Raw genomic sequence first — 16,097 nt, 5'->3', positions numbered from 1 at the left:
CCTCGAACGGGCTGCCGAGGAGACCCCGGGAGTTGACTTTTCCTACTCATCGGTAACAGACTCGGGTTACCGCAAGTAACATGCACGAATGCGCCACTGGAGGGGACATGGCCGAGTTCACCATGGAGCTCAACGACGAACAGAAGGAGGTCCGGGACTGGCTCCACGGCTTCGCCGCCGACGTGATCCGCCCCGCGGCCGCCGAATGGGACGAGCGTGAGGAGACTCCCTGGCCGGTCATCCAGGAGGCGGCCAAGGTCGGCATCTACTCCCTCGACTTCTACGCCCAGCAGTACTTCGACTCCACCGGCCTCGGCATCCCGATGGCCATGGAGGAGCTCTTCTGGGGGGACGCGGGCATCGCCCTGTCCATCGTCGGCACCGGCCTCGCCGCCGTGGGCGTGCTCGCCAACGGCACCGAGGAGCAGATCGGCACCTGGATCCCCCAGATGTACGGCGACGCGAACGACGTCAAGGTCGCCGCCTTCTGCTCCTCCGAGCCCGACGCCGGCTCCGACGTGGCCTCCCTGCGCACCCGCGCGGTCTACGACGAGGCCAAGGACGAGTGGGTGCTCAACGGCACCAAGACCTGGGCCACCAACGGCGGCATAGCCAACGTCCACGTCGTCGTCGCCCTGGTGGACCCGGAGCTGGGCTCCAAGGGCCACGCCTCCTTCATCGTCCCGCCGAACACGCCGGGGCTGTCCCAGGGCCAGAAGTTCAAGAAGCACGGCATCCGCGCCTCGCACACCGCCGAGGTGATCCTCGACAACGTGCGCGTCCCCGGCTCCTGCCTGCTCGGCGGCAAGGAGAAACTCGACGAGCGCCTCGCCCGGGCCCGCGAGCGGGCCAGGAAGGGCGGCGAGCGCGTCAAGAACGCGGCCATGGCCACCTTCGAGGCGAGCCGTCCCGCGGTCGGCGCGATGGCGGTGGGCACCGCCCGGGCCGCCTACGAGGTCGCCCTCGACTACGCGAGGACGCGTGAGCAGTTCGGCCGCCCGATCATCGACAACCAGGGCGTGGCCTTCCAGCTCGCCGACATGCGCACGCAGATCGACGCGGCCCGGCTGCTGGTGTGGCGGGCCTCCTGGATGGCGGTCAACGGCAAACCGTTCACGGCCGCCGAGGGCTCGATGTCCAAGCTGTTCGCCAGCGAGACCGCGAAGAAGGTCACCGCCCAGGCGATCCAGATCCTGGGCGGCAACGGCTACACCCGGGAGTACCCGGTGGAGCGGATGCACCGCGACGCGGCCATCTACACCATCTTCGAGGGCACCAGCGAGATCCAGCGCCTGGTGATCGCCCGGACGCTCGCCGGCATGCCGATCCGGTAGGCGCCCGCCCCGGCGCCCCTTCCGGCCGGGAGGGGCGCCGGGGCTTCACCGGTGCTTCAGCGGGGTGAGCTGCTCGATGTCGTAGCGCTTCCTGAGCTCCTCGATCGCCGCGTGGTCCGGCGGGCCCCCGGCGCCCAGGATCTCCAGCAGCTCCTCGAAGTACCGCTCGTGGTCGGGCGGCGGGGAGGCCTGGAAGAACATCCTGGCCGGGGCGTCCGTCGGGTTCGCGAACGCGTGGGGGCAGCCGGGCGGTACGACGATCACCGTGCCCGGCGTCGCCCGCACCACGCGGTGGCCCGAACGGGACTCCCATCTCTGCCAGTTGTCGGGAGTGCGGATCCGCGGCTCGAAGGCGAGCACGTCCAGCTCGCCCTCGAGCACGTAGAACAACTCCTCGCTGCGCGCGTGCACATGGGCGCCGACGTCGAACCCGGGCGGCACGTCCACCTCGAAGGTGGAGGCGATCCGCGAGTGCGAGCCGGTGACCTTGAACGTCACGCGCTGGGCGGGCGTCTCGACGACGCGGCCGTGTCCAGGCGGCACCAGCAGTCCTTCGGACGCGGTCATCGCGGCCTCACCAGGTCACGGGCAGAGCCTCGGGTCCGCGGATCAACGCGCCCTTCCTGAAGGGCACCTCGTCCTGCGGCACCGCGAGCTTCAGCCCCGGTACCCGGTCGAGCAGTGCGTCGACCAGCAACTGCGACTCCAGCCTGGCCAGTTGGTTGCCGGGGCAGTAGTGCGGGCCGAAGCCGAACGACACATGCGGATTCGGGCTGCGCGCGAAGTCGACCGTCCCGGGGTCCGGGAAGACCTCCGGGTCGCGGTTCGCGGCCAGGTACGACACGTACACCGCGTCGCCCGCCCGGATCCGCACGTCCTTGATCTCCACGTCCTCCAGGGCGATCCGGGACAGCCCGACCGCGTTGCGGTGCGGGATGTACCGCAGCAGCTCGTCGATGGCCTGCGGGCGGATCTCCGGCTCGGCGCGCAGCCGTTCGGCCAGCTCCGGCCTGGTCAGCAGGATGTAGAACATCTGGCCGCTGTTGTTGGTGACCGCCTCGCCGCCGATCTGCAGCAGTACCGCCAGTCCGACGGCCTCCGCGAGCGTGATCTCCTCGCGGCCCACGGCGGCGCCGAGCAGCGAGGCGACGTCCTCGTCCGCGCTGTCCGCGCGCGAGCCGATGAGATCCGTGAAGTAGGCGCCCATCTCCTCCTTGGCCTTCTCGCTGACGGCGGCTCCGTGCGCGGAGGACAGGATCAGCTGGGTCCAGGTGTGCATGGCGTGCCGGTCGCCGGCCGGGACCCCCATCAGCGCGCAGATCACCGCGATGGGGAAGGGGCTGAGCACCGCCTCGGTGAGGTCGGCGGGCGGCCCGTCCTGGAGGAGTTCGTCGACCAGCTCGTCGAGCACGCGCCGGGCGTCGTCCCGCACCCGCTCCACGCCGCGCGCCGTGAAGGCGGGGGCGACCGAGCGGCGCAGCCGGGTGTGGTCCGGCGGGTCCAGGAAGCCGACCGCGCCGCGCGAGGGGATGAAGTGCGGGGCGAGCCGGGTGACCCGACGGTCCATGACCGCCTGGCGACCGAAGCGGGGGTCGTTGGTGACCATCCGCACGTCGTCCATGCGGGTCACCAGCCACGCCCAGCCCTCGCCGTTGGGCAGTCTGATGCGGGTGACCGGGCCGTCCTCCATCAACTCGGTGAGGACAGGGTCGAAGTCGACCCCCGGCAGGTCGACCGCCGGCCAGTGCCGGACGGGCGGCAGGGTCTGGGTGAGAGTCTCTTCGGTCATCGGGCGTCCCCGTCCTGCCAGCGGCCCAGGGTCATCTCCGCGGTGATGCCGGGGCCGAAGCCGGCCATCAGCCCGCGCGCCCGGTGCTCGGTGCCGCCCTCGTCGAACAGCCGGCGCAGCGCGTCCAGCACGACGGCGCTGGCGATGTTGCCGTACTCGGTGAGCGTGGCCCGGCTGAAGCGGAAAGCGTGCGGATCGACCTTCAGGAACTTGCTGAGGTCGTCCAGGATGCGGGGACCGCCCGCGTGGATGACGTAGAAGTCCAGGTCGGAGGCGTCCCATTCGTGCAGTCCGGCCAAGTCCTGGAGGGCTGGGGCGAGCGGCTCCATCGTGGTGGGCACCCGCTTGTCCAGCAGGAAGTGGAAGCCGGTCGCCCGGACGTCGTACGCGATCCAGTCCTCGGTCTTGGGGATCAGGTACGAGCCGTTGCGCTCCAGCCGGACGCCGGTGCCGCCGGTGCCGCGGACCACGGCGGCCGCGATGCCGTCGCCGAACAGCCCGTTGGAGAGCAGGGAGCCGACACCGAGGTCGGTGGGCTGGTAGCACAGCGAGCAGAACTCGCAGGCCACGATGAGCGCGTTGGCGTCCGGGTACGCCGTGCAGAAGTCGTGGGCCCGGTTGATCGCCGCGCCGCCGGCCGCACAGCCCAGCTGGGCTATGGGTATCTGCCGCGTGGTGCTGTCGAAGTCCATCTCGTTGATCAGCCACGCCGTGAGCGAGGGCATCATGAAGCCCGTGCACGAGACGTAGATGATGACATCGATGTCGGTGGTGAGGAGCTCGGCGTCGTCGAGCGCGCGCTGGATCACCGCCGGCACGCGCGCCTTGGCCTCCTGCTCGTAGAGCTTGTTGCGTTCCTCGAAGCCCGGGTGCTTGAGGGTCTCCTCGATGGGCTGCACGATGTGCCGGGTGCGCACACCGGTGTTCTCGATCAGCCGGAGGGCCAGGGGGAGTTGCGGGTGGTCCGCGTGGCGGGAGCGTGCGAGCTCCAGCGTCTCCTCCATCGTGATCACGTGCTCTGGAACGGACACCGCGGGTCTGCACAAAGTCGCCATGAGCCGTGCCTGCTTTCGCCTTCCGGAAGGGCGGTAGCCCCCCGGTCAGAGGGTGGTGCACCCAGAAGGGTGGTCCACCCACGATCACCCGGGAGAGCGAAGATCTCGCGCCGGACTACTCCGAACCGGGGACACCGGGCAGGACCGGGGAGGCGCCGCGCCGTCGGCCGAACGGGGGACGCGACGGGCCTCTCACCGGCGGCCGCGGCGGACCGCCGGAGACGCGCATGCCGCCCTGAAGCCGCAGGTCGGAGGGATCGCTCGGTGATCGAGTGGCGTTTGCCGGACCGGGACGCCCACGCCGCGCCCGCGCGCGAGCGGAGAACAGAGCGGAAAAGCCGCCTCGCCGCCGCCCGGGGATCCCGGGCGGCATCCGGCGGAACGCCCGGACGGGGGCACGGGACGGGGCCCTACCCGTTGGTCCCGCTGCTGTGCGCGATGCAGGCCACGTCGATCCGGTCGGCCAGCTTCGCCAGTTCGATGGTCAACGCGGCCACCGTGTCCTCGTCGAGACCCTCCTGGCCGGCCTCCACCAGCCGCAGCCACCGCCCGCCCACCGTGCGCAGCAGCTTGCTCACATCGGCCGCGGTCACCTGCAAGGTACCGCGGTCGTCGACGATCAGTGGGAGAGTCACTTCGCGGTTCACAAAGGCGATCGTAGCCGCGGGGGACTCACGCCCCCTGCCATACGGTGGTGATGTTGCAGAACTCGCGGATTCCGTGCCCGGACAGCTCACGCCCGTAGCCGGACCGCTTGATCCCGCCGAAGGGGAAGGCCGGGTGCGAGGCCGTCATCCCGTTGACGAAGACACCGCCCGCCTCCAGGTCCCGCACGAACCGGTCCACCTCGTCCTCGTCCCGCGTCCAGACATTCGAACTCAGGCCGAACGGCGAGTCGTTGGCGATCAGCACCGCCTCGTCGAGATCGGCCGCCCGGTACAGCGTGGCAACCGGTCCGAAGGCCTCCTCGCGGTGAATGCGCATCTCCCGGGTGATGCCGGCCAGAACGGTCGGCGGGTAGAACCAGCCGGTCCGGTCCGGCCGCTCACCGCCGCACAGCACGGTCGCGCCGCTGCGCCGGGCGTCGTCCACCAGCTCCTCCAGATCGGCCCGCCCCTGCTCGCTGGAGAGCGGCCCGACCTCCGTGTCCTCCTGCATCGGATCGCCCATCTTCAGCGCCTTCATGCCCCTCACGAAGCGTTCGGCGAAGGCGTCGTAGACGTCCGTGTGCACGATGAAGCGCTTGGCGGCGATGCACGACTGCCCGTTGTTCTGCACCCGTGCGGTCACCGCGACCTCGGCGGCCCGGTCCAGGTCGGCGGAGGGCATCACGACGAACGGGTCGCTGCCGCCCAGCTCCAGCACCGTCTTCTTGATCATCTCCCCGGCGGTGGACGCGACCGCCCGTCCCGCCGGCTCGCTGCCGGTGAGGGTGGCCGCCTTCACCCGCTCGTCGCGCAGGATGTCGTCGACCGCGGCGGAGCCGATGAGCAGGGTCTGGAAACAGCCCTCGGGGAACCCCGCCCGATGGAACAGGTCCTCCAGGTACAGGGCGGTCTGCGGGACGTTGGAGGCGTGCTTGAGCAGCCCGACGTTCCCGGCCATCAGCGCCGGGGCCGCGAACCGGACGACCTGCCACAGCGGGAAGTTCCAGGGCATCACCGCGAGCACGGGGCCGAGCGGCCGGTAGCGCACGCGAACCCGGGAGGCGCCGGTGTCCGTCACGTCGCGCTCCGCGGGCTCCTCGTCGGCGAGCAGACCCTCGGCGTGCTCGGCGTACCAGCGCATCGCCTTGGCGCACTTCGCGGCCTCCGCGCGGGCCTGCTTGACCGGCTTGCCCATCTCGGTGGTCATGACCCGGCCGATCTCGTCCTGGTCCTCGTCCAGAAGATCGGCGGCCTTGTTCAGCAGGCGGGCGCGCTCGGCGAACGTCGTCGTCCGGTACGTGCGGAACGTGGCCTCGGCGAGCTGGAGCCGGCGCTCGAGCTCCTCCTCGCCCATGGCCTCGTACGTCTTGAGCGTCTCGCCGTTCGCCGGGTTCACCGTCGCGATGGGCATGGCTGACCTCCCTGGGAGCGGGCTGTGGTACGACCTTCGCGCGCCGCGGTGAGGACCGCAACGCGTACACCTCTCGTCAGGGCGAGTGCTCCGCCAGCCGGTCGAGAAACGCCGCCTGGGCCGTGACGATCACCTCGCGGGCCCGGTCAAGGCCGAACCATTCCACCCGGTCCAGCTCCGGGAACTCGGCCGTCCGCCCGGACCGCGGCGGCCACTCCATCCGGAACGTGCCGGGCGTGATCGACGCGGGGTCCAGGTCGGCCTCCACCGCCCAGGCGGTGACGAGCTTGCCGCCGCTCTGCCGGACCTCGCCGAGCGGCACGGCCTCGCCGTCGGGCGGCGGGAGGCCCAGCTCCTCCTCGAACTCGCGGCGTGCGGCCTCCCACGCGGGCTCCTCGGGCGCGTACTCGCCCTTCGGCACGGTCCAGGCCCCCGCGTCGCGCCGAGCGAAGAACGGGCCGCCCATGTGGCCGAGCAGCACCTCCAGGCCGCCCTCACCCCGCCGGAACAGCAGCAGCCCCGCGCTCCGCCGCTGCGGCGCCTCCGGCACGCCGCCCGCCGTGGCACGCCTCCTCATGGCTGCACCCCGGGGTGCGCGGCCAGCACGGTGCCCACCGTGTCCGCCTGGTCGGCAGGTTTGTCCTCGCGGTAGCGCACGACCCGGGCGAAGCGCAGGGTGACGCCGGCCGGGTAGCGCGTGGAGCGCTGCAGACCGTCGTAGGCGATCTCGACGACCAGTTCGGGCCGTACGGTCACCCCCCAGCCGTGCTCGTCCACCGTCAGCTCCCGCAGCCGCTCGGTCTGCCAGGCCAGCATTGCGTCGGTCATGCCCTTGAAGGTCTTGCCGAGCATGGCGAAGCCGCCGTCGGCGGTGCGGGCGCCCAGGTGCAGGTTGGACAGTTTCCCGGTGCGGCGGCCGTGGCCCCACTCGGCGGCCAGGACCACGAGGTCGAGGGTGTGCACGGGCTTGACCTTCAGCCAGGACGCCCCCCGGCGGCCCGCGCTGTAGGGCGCGTCCAGCGCTTTCACGACCACGCCCTCGTGGCCGCGCTCCAGCGTGGCGGCGAGGAACCGCTCGGCCTCGGCGACGTCGTCCGGCCCGGACACCAGGGTGCGCCGCACGCGCAGCGGCTCGGGGACCAGCCGGGCCAGCTCGGCGTGCCGCTCGTCGAACGGCAGGTCGAGCAGGTCGCGGTCGCCGACCGACAGCGCGTCGAAGAAGACGGGCGAGAGGGGGACCGCCGCCGCGGCCGTGGCCACGTCCACGCGGGAGCCGACCCGTCCGGCGGTCTCCTGGAAGGAGCGCGGACGCCCGTCCGGGCCGAAGGCGATGACCTCGCCGTCCAGGACGAACCGCTCGCCGTCGAGCTCCAGCGCGGCCGCGGTCAGTTCGGGCAGCCGGTCGGTGATGTCGTCCAGCGTCCGGGTGTGGATCCGTACGGCGTCGCCGTCCCGGTGGACCTGCACGCGGATGCCGTCGAGCTTCTCCTCCACGGCGCACGCGCCGAGCCTGCCGACCGCCTCGGCCACCGAGGACGCGCTGTGCGCGAGCATCGGCAGCACCGGGCGGCCCACGGTGAGCCGGAACCGGTCCAGGGCCGCGGGGCCGTCCGCCAGCAGGGCCTGGGCCACCGTCTGCAGCGACCCGGCCAGCATCACCGCCCGCCGCACGTCCGCCGGAGGAGCGCCGGTCGCCTGCGCCAGGCCCTCGACGGCGAGGGCGTCCAGGGCACCCTGCCGGACCTCGCCGGTGAGCAGTCCGCGCAGGAACCGCTGCTCGTCCTCGGTGGCCGCGCCCATCAACTCACCGACGATCCGCGACCGTTCGGCCTGCGAGCCGGCGCCGGACACCTTGCCCAGTTCGGTGAGCCGGGCGTCCACCGCGCGCACCGTCAGCGAGGGCTCGGCGGCGGGGGTCACCGGAAGGCCGAGCACCTTCCAGCCGACTCCCAGGCGTCCCTGCGGCAGCCGTCCCGCCAGATACGGGATGACGACGGGCACGTCGTCCGCCTCGGCGTCCCGGAACAGCTCCGCGAGCAGGGCGGTCTTCCGGGACCGCGCCGAGGTGGCGGCGATCTCCCGGGACACCTGGGCCAGTCGGATCAGCAACATGCAGTCAGGGTGCACCGGCGGGCGGTGGTCTACACCCGGGCGGCGGCGCCCGGTCCGGCGTTTCGGGCGGCCACGGCCGCGTCGAGGTCGGCGAGGAGCAGCTCGGCGTTTATCGCCGCGCCGGCGCGGTAGCCGCGGCTCGCCGCGTTCACGACCTGCTCGGCGAAGCCGCTCGCGTTCCCCGCCGCCCACAGACCGGGCACGGTCGTCAGGCCCCGTTCGTCGACGACCGGGTACGCGCCGAACGGTGTCTCGCGCATCCCGGCGCCCAGTCGCACGAGCAGCCCGGTGCGCGGCACGGCACGCGGCGCCACGAACAGCACCTCGCGGCCGTGCACCGTCCCGTCCGCGAGCCGGACCCCGGTGAGCCGACCGCCGTCGGCGACCACCTCTGCTACCGCGCCCGGCACCAGGGCGACGCCGGCCGCCGCGAGTCTGCGCAGGTCTTCGTCGCTCAGCTCCTCCGGCGCGACCTCGTGCAGGAAGAGCGTCACGTCCTTGGACCACTGGGTCACCATCAGCGCCTGGTGCACGCTCATCGGGGTGGTGGCCAGCACGCCGAAGGCCCGGTCGCGCACCTCCCAGCCGTGGCAGTACGGGCAGTGCAGCACCTCGCGGCCGTACCGCTCGGCCAGACCGGGCACCGGCGGCAGCTCGTCCTTCAGGCCCGTCGCGACGACCAGGTGCCGGGCCCGCACGGCGCGCCCGCTCGCCAGGGCCACCGTGAAGTCCCCGTCCCGCCGGACGTCCACCGCCCGGTCCCGGACCAGTTCCACGCCGTACCGCGCGATCTCCTTCCGCCCCACGGCGAGGAACTCGGCGGGCGGCATGCCGTCCCGCGACAGGTAGCCCTGCATGTGCGCGGCGGCCGCGTTGCGGGGCTCGCCCGCGTCGACGACCAGGGTGCGGCGCCGGGCCCGGCCCAGGACCAGCGCGGCGGACAGCCCGGCCGCCCCGCCCCCGAGGACGACGGCGTCGTGACGTCCGGTGGGCTCGGTCGTGATCTGGTCCGTGTGCGGGGACGTGTGCTCGGTCAAGGTGACCACCTCCACGCCCGACGGTCGCCCGCGCGCCTCCATATTGACAAACTCGTTTGCCGAACCTGCAATACGGTGATGAGCACCGACGACGTTCTCGCGGACGTGGGCCCGAGGCTGCGGCGCATGCGGAAGGAGCGGGAGGTGACCCTCGCGGGGCTGTCCGAGGCGACCGGCATCTCCGTCAGCACCCTCTCGCGGCTGGAGTCCGGCCTGCGCAAGCCCAGCCTGGAACTGCTGCTGCCGATCGCGCGGGCCCACCAGGTGCCCCTGGACGAACTGGTCGGCGCCCCGCCGGTCGGTGATCCGCGCGTCCGGTCGAAGCCGATCGTGCGGTTCGGGCGCACCCACTGGCCGCTGACCCGGCAGCCCGGCGGGCTCCAGGCGTTCAAGGTGCTGGAGCCGCAGCGGCGGCAGGAGCCGGACCCGCGCACCCATGAGGGGTACGAGTGGCTCTACGTGCTGTCCGGGCGGCTGCGGCTGGTGCTCGGGGAGCACGACGTGGTGCTGGCGGCGGGGGAGGCCGCCGAGTTCGACACCCGCGTGCCCCACTGGTTCGGGTCGACGGGGGAGGGGCCGGTGGAGTTCCTGAGCCTGTTCGGCCCGCAGGGCGAGCGGATGCACGTACGGGCGCGGCCGTCTCGCTCGTGACGCGCCCGAGCTGGTCCCGGCCGGTGCTTCCCGATGGCGTCATCGCGCGTGGTCCCCGGCGGTGTTTCCCGATGGCCTCCCTGATGGTGTTCCCTGATGGGCAAGCGACCGCTTAGTATGCCCTCGACCCCGGTCAGACGAAGCAGTCCCGTGGAGGCACCGCATGCAGGCATGGCAAGTGCACGAGAACGGCGAGCCGAGCGAGGTGATGCGGCTGGAGGACGTGGAGCCGCCCACGCCGGGCGACGGCCAGGTCCTGCTGAAGGTACGTGCCGCCAACGTCAACTTCCCGGACGCCCTGCTGTGCCGCGGCCAGTACCAGGTCCGGCCGCCGCTGCCCTTCACCCCTGGCGTGGAGATCTGCGGGGAGACCGAGGACGGCCGCCGGGTCATCGCCAACCCGGCGCTGCCGCACGGCGGTTTCGCCGAGTACGTCGTCGCCGACGCCGGGGCCGTGCTGCCCGCGCCCGACGCGCTCGACGACGCCGAGGCCGCCGCCCTGCACATCGGCTACCAGACCGGCTGGTTCGGCCTGCACCGCCGGGCGCACCTCCAGGCCGGTGAGACGCTGCTCGTCCACGCGGCCGCCGGAGGGGTCGGCAGCGCGGCGGTGCAGCTGGGCAAGGCGGCCGGGGCCACGGTCGTCGGCGTCGTGGGCGGCGCCGGCAAGGCCGCCGTCGCCCGCGAGCTGGGCTGCGACGTCGTCATCGACCGGCACGCCGAGGACGTCGTCACCGCCGTGAAGGAGGCCACCGGCGGCCGGGGCGCCGACGTCATCTACGACCCGGTCGGCGGCGCGGCCTACGCCCAGTCCGCCAAGGCCGTCGCCTTCGAGGGCCGCATCGTCGTGGTCGGCTTCGCCAGCGGGACCATCCCCAGCCCGGCGCTCAACCACGCGCTGGTGAAGAACTACGCGATCCTCGGCCTGCACTGGGGCCTGTACAACACCAAGAACCCCAAGCTGATCCAGCACTGCCACGAACAGCTCACCGAACTGGCCGCACAGGGCGCGATCAAGCCGCTGATCAGCGAGCGGGTCCCGCTGAGCGCGGCCGCGAGCGCCGTCCAGCGCGTCGCCGACGGCACGACCACGGGCCGGATCGCCGTCCTGCCCACGCCGGAGAACGGAGCCACCGCATGACGGACCGCCTCGTCGACGCGGCCGAGCTGCGCCGCCGCACCAGCGAACTGCTCGCCGCGCACCCGCCCGCCACCACCGACCGCACCGACTTCCTCAGGGCCCGCTTCGACGCCGGACTCGCCTGGGTGCACTACCCCGAGGGTCTCGGCGGCCTCGGCGCGCCACGCTCCCTGCAGGCGGTCGTGGACGCGGAACTGGAGGCCGCCGGCGCCCCCGACAACGACCCGCGGCGCATCGGCATCGGCCTCGGCATGGCTGCGCCCACCATCCTGCGCTACGGCACCGAGGAGCAGAAGCGGCGCTTCCTCAGGCCCCTGTGGGTGGGGGAGGAGGTCTGGTGCCAGCTCTTCAGCGAGCCCGGCGCCGGATCCGACCTGGCCGCGCTCGGCACCCGCGCCGTCCGCGAGGGCGACACCTGGGTGGTCGACGGGCAGAAGGTGTGGACGTCCAGCGCGCACCTCGCCCGCTGGGCCATCCTCATCGCCCGCACCGACCCGGCCGTGCCCAAGCACGCGGGCATCACCTACTTCGTCTGCGACATGACCGACCCCGGCGTCGAGGTGCGGCCGCTGCGCCAGATCACCGGTGAGGCCGAGTTCAACGAGGTCTTCCTGACCGGCGTCCGCATCCCGGACGCGCACCGCCTCGGCGAGGTCGGCGACGGCTGGCGGGTCGCGCAGACCACGCTGATGAACGAGCGCGTGTCCATCGGCGGGATGCGGCTGCCCCGCGAGGGCGGCATGATCGGCCCGGTCGCGAAGACCTGGCGCGAGCGCCCCGAGCTGCGCACCCACGACCTGCACCAGCGGCTGCTGGGCCTGTGGGTCGAGGCCGAGGTCGCCCGCCTCACCGGCGAGCGGCTGCGCCAGCAGCTCGTCGCGGGCCAGCCCGGCCCGGAGGGCTCCGGCATGAAGCTCGCCTTCGCCCGTCTCAACCAGGAGATCAGCGGCATGGAGGTCGAACTCCTCGGCGAGGAGGGCCTGCTGTACGAGGACTGGACGATGCGACGCCCGGAGCTGGTGGACTTCACCGGACGCGACGCCGGCTACCGCTATCTGCGCGCCAAGGGCAACAGCATCGAGGGCGGGACCAGCGAGGTCCTGCTGAACATCGTCGCCGAGCGCGTCCTCGGCCTGCCCGCCGAGCCGCGCACCGACAAGGACGTCGCATGGAAGGACCTCGCCCGATGAGCACACAGCCCGACCTGCTGTACTCGGAGGAGGAAGAGGCGCTGCGCGCCGCCGTCCGGGACCTGCTCACCGACCACTGCGACGCGGCGGGCGTCATCACGCGCACCGAGTCGGACGCCCCGCACGACCGCGGCCTGTGGAAGCCGCTCGCCGACGGCATGGGACTGGCCGGTCTGCTGGTGCCGGAGGCGCGGGGCGGTCAGGGGGCCACACACCGCGAAGCGGCCGTGGTGCTGGAGGAGCTGGGCCGGTCCGTCGCGCCCGTGCCCTACCTCACCAGCGCCGTCGTCGCCACCGAGGCCCTGCTGGCCTGCCCCGGCGACGCGGCCGACGAACTGCTGGCCCGGCTGGCGTCGGGGCGGACGATCGGCGCGCTGGCCGTCGGGCTGCACCTCGCCCCGGAGCGTGCCCCCGAGGCCGTACGGCACGAGGACGGCGCGCTGTACGGCGAGTTGACCGGCATCGCGGACGCCGCGGCCGCGGACGTGCTGCTGGTACCCGCGGACGACGGCGGACTGTACGCCGTGGAGGCCGGCGCCGTGACCGTCACCCCGCAGGTCTCCCTGGACCTGACGCGCCCGGTGGCGGGCGTCGTCCTCGACGGCGCCCCCGGCCGCAGGCTCGGCGAGGCGGGCCCGGCCGTGCGCCGCGCCCTGCGCGCCGGTGCGGGGCTGCTGGCCTCCGAGCAACTGGGCCTGGCCGACTGGGCGTTGACCGAGACCGTGCGCTACCTCAAGGAGCGCAGGCAGTTCAACCGGCCGGTCGGCGGCTTCCAGGCGATCAAGCACCGGCTCGCCCAGCTGTGGCTGGAAGTGGTCCATCTGCGCGCCGCCGCCCGGGCCGCCGCCGACGCCCTCTCGAGCGGCACCGACACCGACGTGGCGGTCGCCGTCGCCCAGGCCTACGCGGCGCCCGTCGCCGTCCACGCCGCGGAGGAGGCGCTGCAACTGCACGGCGGCATCGGCATGACCTGGGAGCACCCCGTCCACCTGTACCTGAAGCGGGCCAAGGCGGACTCGATCGCGTACGGCACGGCGGGCGCCCACCGCGAGGCGCTGGCCCGGCTGGTCGACCTCCAGGCTCCCTGACGCCCACCCGGCACAGCCCGCCCGGCCCCCGGGCGGGCTGTGCCATGCCCCGCGCCCCGCCATCCCTCGTCCCCCGGCTACCGGTGAGCCGAACGCGGGGTGGCGGACCGGCCAACTCCCCTCCTGTCCCTGCCTCTTGCGTGCCCGAGGCCCCCATACTCCCTTGAGGTCCCGTACGGCCCGTCCAGGGAGGCAGAGCATGGCCCTCACCACCCGCCGCAGAGCCCTCACCACCCTCGGCGCCGCGCTCGCCGGCGCGGTCACGCTGCCCGCCGCGCGCGCGTCCGCGGAGAACGCCCGCGGCCCGCGCCCGCTGTGGCACGCCCACGCCCACAACGACTACGAGCACCCCCGCCCCCTCCTCGACGCCCTCGACCACCGCTTCGGCAGCGTCGAGGCGGACATCCACCTCGTCGGCGACCGCCTGCTCGTCGCCCACGACCCGGTCGACCTCGACCCGAAGCGCACCCTCGAATCCCTCTACCTCGACCCGCTCGCCGCCCGGGTCGAGGCGAACCGCGGCTCGGTGTACCGGGGATGGCGCGGGCCGCTGCGACTCCTCGTCGACATCAAGACGGAGGGTTCCTCGACGTACCTCGAACTCGACCGGCACCTCAAGCGCTACCGGCACCTGTTCACGACGTACGCGCACGGACGCGTGCACCCGGGCCCGGTCACCGCCGTGATCTCCGGCGACGGCGCGGCCCGCGCGCCCATGGAGGCGCAGACCGTGCGCCGCGCTTTCTACGACGGACGGCTCACCGACCTCGGCACCTTGGCGCCCGCCTCCTTCGTCCCGCTGATCAGCGACAACTGGACGCTGAACTTCACCTGGCGCGGTGACGGCCCGTTCCCCGAAGCCGAGCGGCGCAAGCTGCGCGGCATCGTCGACACCGCGCACGCGCACGGGCAGCGGGTGCGCTTCTGGGCGACCCCCGACACCGCGGGGCCCGCCCGCGACGCGCTGTGGGGCGAACTGCTCGCCGCCGGTGTCGACCTTCTCAACACGGACGACCTGGCCGGTCTGGAGGCATTCCTCGACGCCCACGAGCGACCGTAGAACCACACGTTCGGCGGACACGTCAGCCGCCCGGACGAACCCTCCGCTACGCCACACTTGCGGCCGAAAGCCGCGAACGGGCGTGGCGGAGGAGGTTGACGGTGGCCATTTCCATCTCTGCGGTGCTGTTGCTGCTGGTCCTTGCGGTGATCTTCGTACGCAACGGCGCGCTGAAGTGCTCGCACGCCATCGTCTGCTGCATGCTCGGCTTCTTCCTGGCCGGCACCAGCATGGCGCCCACCATCCAGGAAGGGCTGGAGGCCACGGCGCAGATCGTCGGCAGCCTGCACCCCTGACCGTCAGGACGCGAACACGCCGACCCCGTTCGCGACCGCCCGTTCGGCGCCGCCGCTCGGGTGGTTGCGCACACTCACCACGCTCTCGCCGCGCTTCCGGGCGACCAGGGTGCTGGAGCCGCCGCCGTCGACGTTGACGCCCTCCGTGGCGCCCAGGGACCGCAGCGTGGCGGCGAGTTCGGCGACGGTGAGACCGGTGCGGTACCCGGGGGAGCCGTCCAGGGCGAGGAGCAGCAGCCGGTGACCGCCGCCCGCGATGCCCACCCCGCTGCGCACGGCGGACGCCGAGTCGTCGAGGCCGGGCAGTGGCGCGCCGCCGCGCAGCACCGGGAAGCCGCCGACCGCGAAGGCGTACGCCGTCCCGGAGGCCGCCACCAACTGGTGCCGCACCTGGACCTCTTCGCCCATGAACAGCTTGCGCAACTGCTGAGCGCCCGCCTCCCGGCCCACCAGGACGGTGGTGCCGGCCGCGATGACGCCGCTGCCGGGCACGTCGGCGGTGGCGACGACCCGCCCGCCGCGGACCGTCACCTCGTAGGTGTCGGTGCTGCACGGCGCACTGCGGCTGGTGTCCGTGCCGCAGGTCGCCCGCAGCCGCGAGACGCTGCCCCAGTCCGCGGTGTACGCGCCGACCGAACCCACCGGCAGCGCGTACTGGTTGAGGCCGCGGAGCGCCAACTGCCCCTCGGGCGTGCTCACCGAACCGGCGAGGCTCAGCCGGTCCAGTCGGGCGGTGTGGTCCGTGTCCACCCCGAGCACGTCCTCGGTCGACGTGCCGGGCGGCAGCGCGGGCCCGAAGCGCTGCCCGCGCGGCACGGCGGCCTTCAGCGCGCGCCCGGCCGCGATCTCCGGACCGACCGCCGAGCCGGTCACCGCCACACCCGGGTGCTGCGTCTCGCTGATGTGGAAGAAGTCGCCGTTGACGCCCGCCACCGCGCGCTGCGCGTCGGCGAGCCGGGACACGGTGGCCCGCGCCGCCACGGCAGCGGGATGCAGCAGGTCGACCCGAACGTGCCTGTTGTTCAGGTCCACGCTGATGAGGTGCGCGTGTGCGACTCCGCCCGCCGAGCCGAGGTCGAACTCGCGGTACTCCACCCCCGGCGCGATCTCCTCGGCCCGCTGCGCGCCACTGGCCGGTGCCGCCCCCACGAGGGCCGCACCGGCCAGAGCACATGCCAGGAGAGCCGCCAACGCCGTTCTCAGCCGTCCGTCGCGGCGTGCCGCACTGCTCACAGTGCCCCCTGATGTCTCGTCAACCCTGCCAGGACTCAGGGGAAGTGCATCAG

15 protein-coding genes and 1 pseudogene are annotated in these 16,097 nt (G+C 73.0%); 7 read left to right on the top strand and 9 right to left on the bottom strand.

Annotated elements, in window-relative coordinates:
- The first annotated feature begins 107 nt into the window (after positions 1 to 107).
- On the top strand, positions 108 to 1,334 hold the full coding sequence (locus ACF1A5_RS15510; protein WP_392193360.1) for an acyl-CoA dehydrogenase family protein: 1,227 nt from the start codon (positions 108 to 110) through the stop codon (positions 1,332 to 1,334).
- A gap of 45 nt (positions 1,335 to 1,379) precedes the next feature.
- Here the strand turns inward: ACF1A5_RS15510 and ACF1A5_RS15505 are convergent, their stop codons facing one another.
- The 8 genes and pseudogenes from ACF1A5_RS15505 to ACF1A5_RS15470 form a co-directional block, all read right to left on the bottom strand.
- Complete coding sequence (locus ACF1A5_RS15505) at positions 1,380 to 1,901, bottom strand: cupin domain-containing protein (RefSeq protein WP_392193359.1); 522 nt, start codon at positions 1,899 to 1,901, stop codon at positions 1,380 to 1,382.
- Between the two features lie 7 nt (positions 1,902 to 1,908).
- A complete protein-coding gene (locus ACF1A5_RS15500; protein WP_392193358.1) occupies positions 1,909 to 3,123 on the bottom strand; it encodes a cytochrome P450 in 1,215 nt (404 codons plus the stop codon).
- A pseudogene (locus ACF1A5_RS15495) lies at positions 3,120 to 4,187 on the bottom strand (type III polyketide synthase); the annotation flags it as partial. The gene ACF1A5_RS15500 and the pseudogene ACF1A5_RS15495, both read right to left, overlap by 4 nt.
- 401 nt (positions 4,188 to 4,588) lie before the next feature.
- On the bottom strand, positions 4,589 to 4,825 hold the full coding sequence (locus ACF1A5_RS15490; RefSeq protein ID WP_392193357.1) for a DUF6213 family protein: 237 nt from the start codon (positions 4,823 to 4,825) through the stop codon (positions 4,589 to 4,591).
- A gap of 25 nt (positions 4,826 to 4,850) precedes the next feature.
- Entirely contained in the window at positions 4,851 to 6,236 is a 1,386-nt protein-coding gene (locus ACF1A5_RS15485) for an NADP-dependent succinic semialdehyde dehydrogenase (protein WP_392193356.1), read from the bottom strand.
- A 76-nt stretch (positions 6,237 to 6,312) separates the two neighbouring features.
- Positions 6,313 to 6,813, bottom strand: a complete 501-nt coding sequence (locus tag ACF1A5_RS15480) for an NUDIX domain-containing protein (protein ID WP_392193355.1) — start codon at positions 6,811 to 6,813, stop codon at positions 6,313 to 6,315.
- The gene (locus ACF1A5_RS15475) at positions 6,810 to 8,348 is read right to left on the bottom strand and encodes an ATP-dependent DNA ligase (protein ID WP_392193354.1); all 1,539 of its coding nucleotides are present in this window, start codon (positions 8,346 to 8,348) and stop codon (positions 6,810 to 6,812) included. The genes ACF1A5_RS15480 and ACF1A5_RS15475 overlap by 4 nt, the downstream gene beginning before the upstream one ends.
- A 29-nt stretch (positions 8,349 to 8,377) precedes the next feature.
- Positions 8,378 to 9,427 (bottom strand): NAD(P)/FAD-dependent oxidoreductase, encoded by a 1,050-nt coding sequence (locus ACF1A5_RS15470; RefSeq protein ID WP_392193353.1) that lies wholly within the window; start codon positions 9,425 to 9,427, stop codon positions 8,378 to 8,380.
- A gap of 36 nt (positions 9,428 to 9,463) precedes the next feature.
- Here ACF1A5_RS15470 and ACF1A5_RS15465 point away from each other — a divergent pair, with 36 nt between their 5' ends.
- The 6 genes from ACF1A5_RS15465 to ACF1A5_RS15440 all read left to right on the top strand — a co-directional run bounded on the left by ACF1A5_RS15465 (position 9,464) and on the right by ACF1A5_RS15440 (position 14,811).
- Positions 9,464 to 10,036, top strand: a complete 573-nt coding sequence (locus ACF1A5_RS15465; RefSeq protein WP_392193352.1) for a helix-turn-helix domain-containing protein — start codon at positions 9,464 to 9,466, stop codon at positions 10,034 to 10,036.
- A 163-nt stretch (positions 10,037 to 10,199) separates the two neighbouring features.
- Entirely contained in the window at positions 10,200 to 11,177 is a 978-nt protein-coding gene (locus ACF1A5_RS15460; RefSeq protein ID WP_392193351.1) for an NADPH:quinone oxidoreductase family protein, read from the top strand.
- Positions 11,174 to 12,367 (top strand): acyl-CoA dehydrogenase family protein, encoded by a 1,194-nt coding sequence (locus ACF1A5_RS15455; protein WP_392193350.1) that lies wholly within the window; start codon positions 11,174 to 11,176, stop codon positions 12,365 to 12,367. The genes ACF1A5_RS15460 and ACF1A5_RS15455 overlap by 4 nt, the downstream gene beginning before the upstream one ends.
- Positions 12,364 to 13,455, top strand: coding sequence for an acyl-CoA dehydrogenase family protein (locus ACF1A5_RS15450; protein ID WP_392193349.1), 1,092 nt, complete (start codon positions 12,364 to 12,366; stop codon positions 13,453 to 13,455). The genes ACF1A5_RS15455 and ACF1A5_RS15450 overlap by 4 nt, the downstream gene beginning before the upstream one ends.
- 199 nt (positions 13,456 to 13,654) lie before the next feature.
- Positions 13,655 to 14,515, top strand: coding sequence for a phosphatidylinositol-specific phospholipase C/glycerophosphodiester phosphodiesterase family protein (locus ACF1A5_RS15445; protein WP_392193348.1), 861 nt, complete (start codon positions 13,655 to 13,657; stop codon positions 14,513 to 14,515).
- 101 nt (positions 14,516 to 14,616) lie between these two features.
- Positions 14,617 to 14,811, top strand: coding sequence for a hypothetical protein (locus ACF1A5_RS15440; protein ID WP_392193347.1), 195 nt, complete (start codon positions 14,617 to 14,619; stop codon positions 14,809 to 14,811).
- A gap of 3 nt (positions 14,812 to 14,814) precedes the next feature.
- Here the strand turns inward: ACF1A5_RS15440 and ACF1A5_RS15435 are convergent, their stop codons facing one another.
- On the bottom strand, positions 14,815 to 16,014 hold the full coding sequence (locus ACF1A5_RS15435; RefSeq protein WP_392193490.1) for a phosphodiester glycosidase family protein: 1,200 nt from the start codon (positions 16,012 to 16,014) through the stop codon (positions 14,815 to 14,817).
- Between the last annotated feature and the right edge of the window lie 83 nt (positions 16,015 to 16,097).

This window comes from Streptomyces sp. NPDC014864 (genome assembly GCF_043081525.1).
GTDB lineage: Bacteria > Actinomycetota > Actinomycetes > Streptomycetales > Streptomycetaceae > Streptomyces.
This window is presented reverse-complemented; position numbering and strand designations above follow the sequence as displayed.

Bases quoted from the DNA above. Each gene is read 5' to 3' on its own strand.
- ACF1A5_RS15460 (WP_392193351.1), top strand. From the start codon at position 10,200: ATGCAGGCATGGCAAGTGCACGAGAACGGCGAGCCGAGCGAGGTGATG.
- ACF1A5_RS15470 (WP_392193353.1), bottom strand. From the start codon at position 9,427: ATGGAGGCGCGCGGGCGACCGTCGGGCGTGGAGGTGGTCACCTTGACC.
- ACF1A5_RS15500 (WP_392193358.1), bottom strand. From the start codon at position 3,123: ATGACCGAAGAGACTCTCACCCAGACCCTGCCGCCCGTCCGGCACTGG.
- ACF1A5_RS15475 (WP_392193354.1), bottom strand. From the start codon at position 8,348: ATGTTGCTGATCCGACTGGCCCAGGTGTCCCGGGAGATCGCCGCCACC.
- ACF1A5_RS15465 (WP_392193352.1), top strand. From the start codon at position 9,464: ATGAGCACCGACGACGTTCTCGCGGACGTGGGCCCGAGGCTGCGGCGC.
- ACF1A5_RS15450 (WP_392193349.1), top strand. From the start codon at position 12,364: ATGAGCACACAGCCCGACCTGCTGTACTCGGAGGAGGAAGAGGCGCTG.
- ACF1A5_RS15505 (WP_392193359.1), bottom strand. From the start codon at position 1,901: ATGACCGCGTCCGAAGGACTGCTGGTGCCGCCTGGACACGGCCGCGTC.
- ACF1A5_RS15480 (WP_392193355.1), bottom strand. From the start codon at position 6,813: ATGAGGAGGCGTGCCACGGCGGGCGGCGTGCCGGAGGCGCCGCAGCGG.
- ACF1A5_RS15445 (WP_392193348.1), top strand. From the start codon at position 13,655: ATGGCCCTCACCACCCGCCGCAGAGCCCTCACCACCCTCGGCGCCGCG.
- ACF1A5_RS15485 (WP_392193356.1), bottom strand. From the start codon at position 6,236: ATGCCCATCGCGACGGTGAACCCGGCGAACGGCGAGACGCTCAAGACG.
- ACF1A5_RS15510 (WP_392193360.1), top strand. From the start codon at position 108: ATGGCCGAGTTCACCATGGAGCTCAACGACGAACAGAAGGAGGTCCGG.
- ACF1A5_RS15455 (WP_392193350.1), top strand. From the start codon at position 11,174: ATGACGGACCGCCTCGTCGACGCGGCCGAGCTGCGCCGCCGCACCAGC.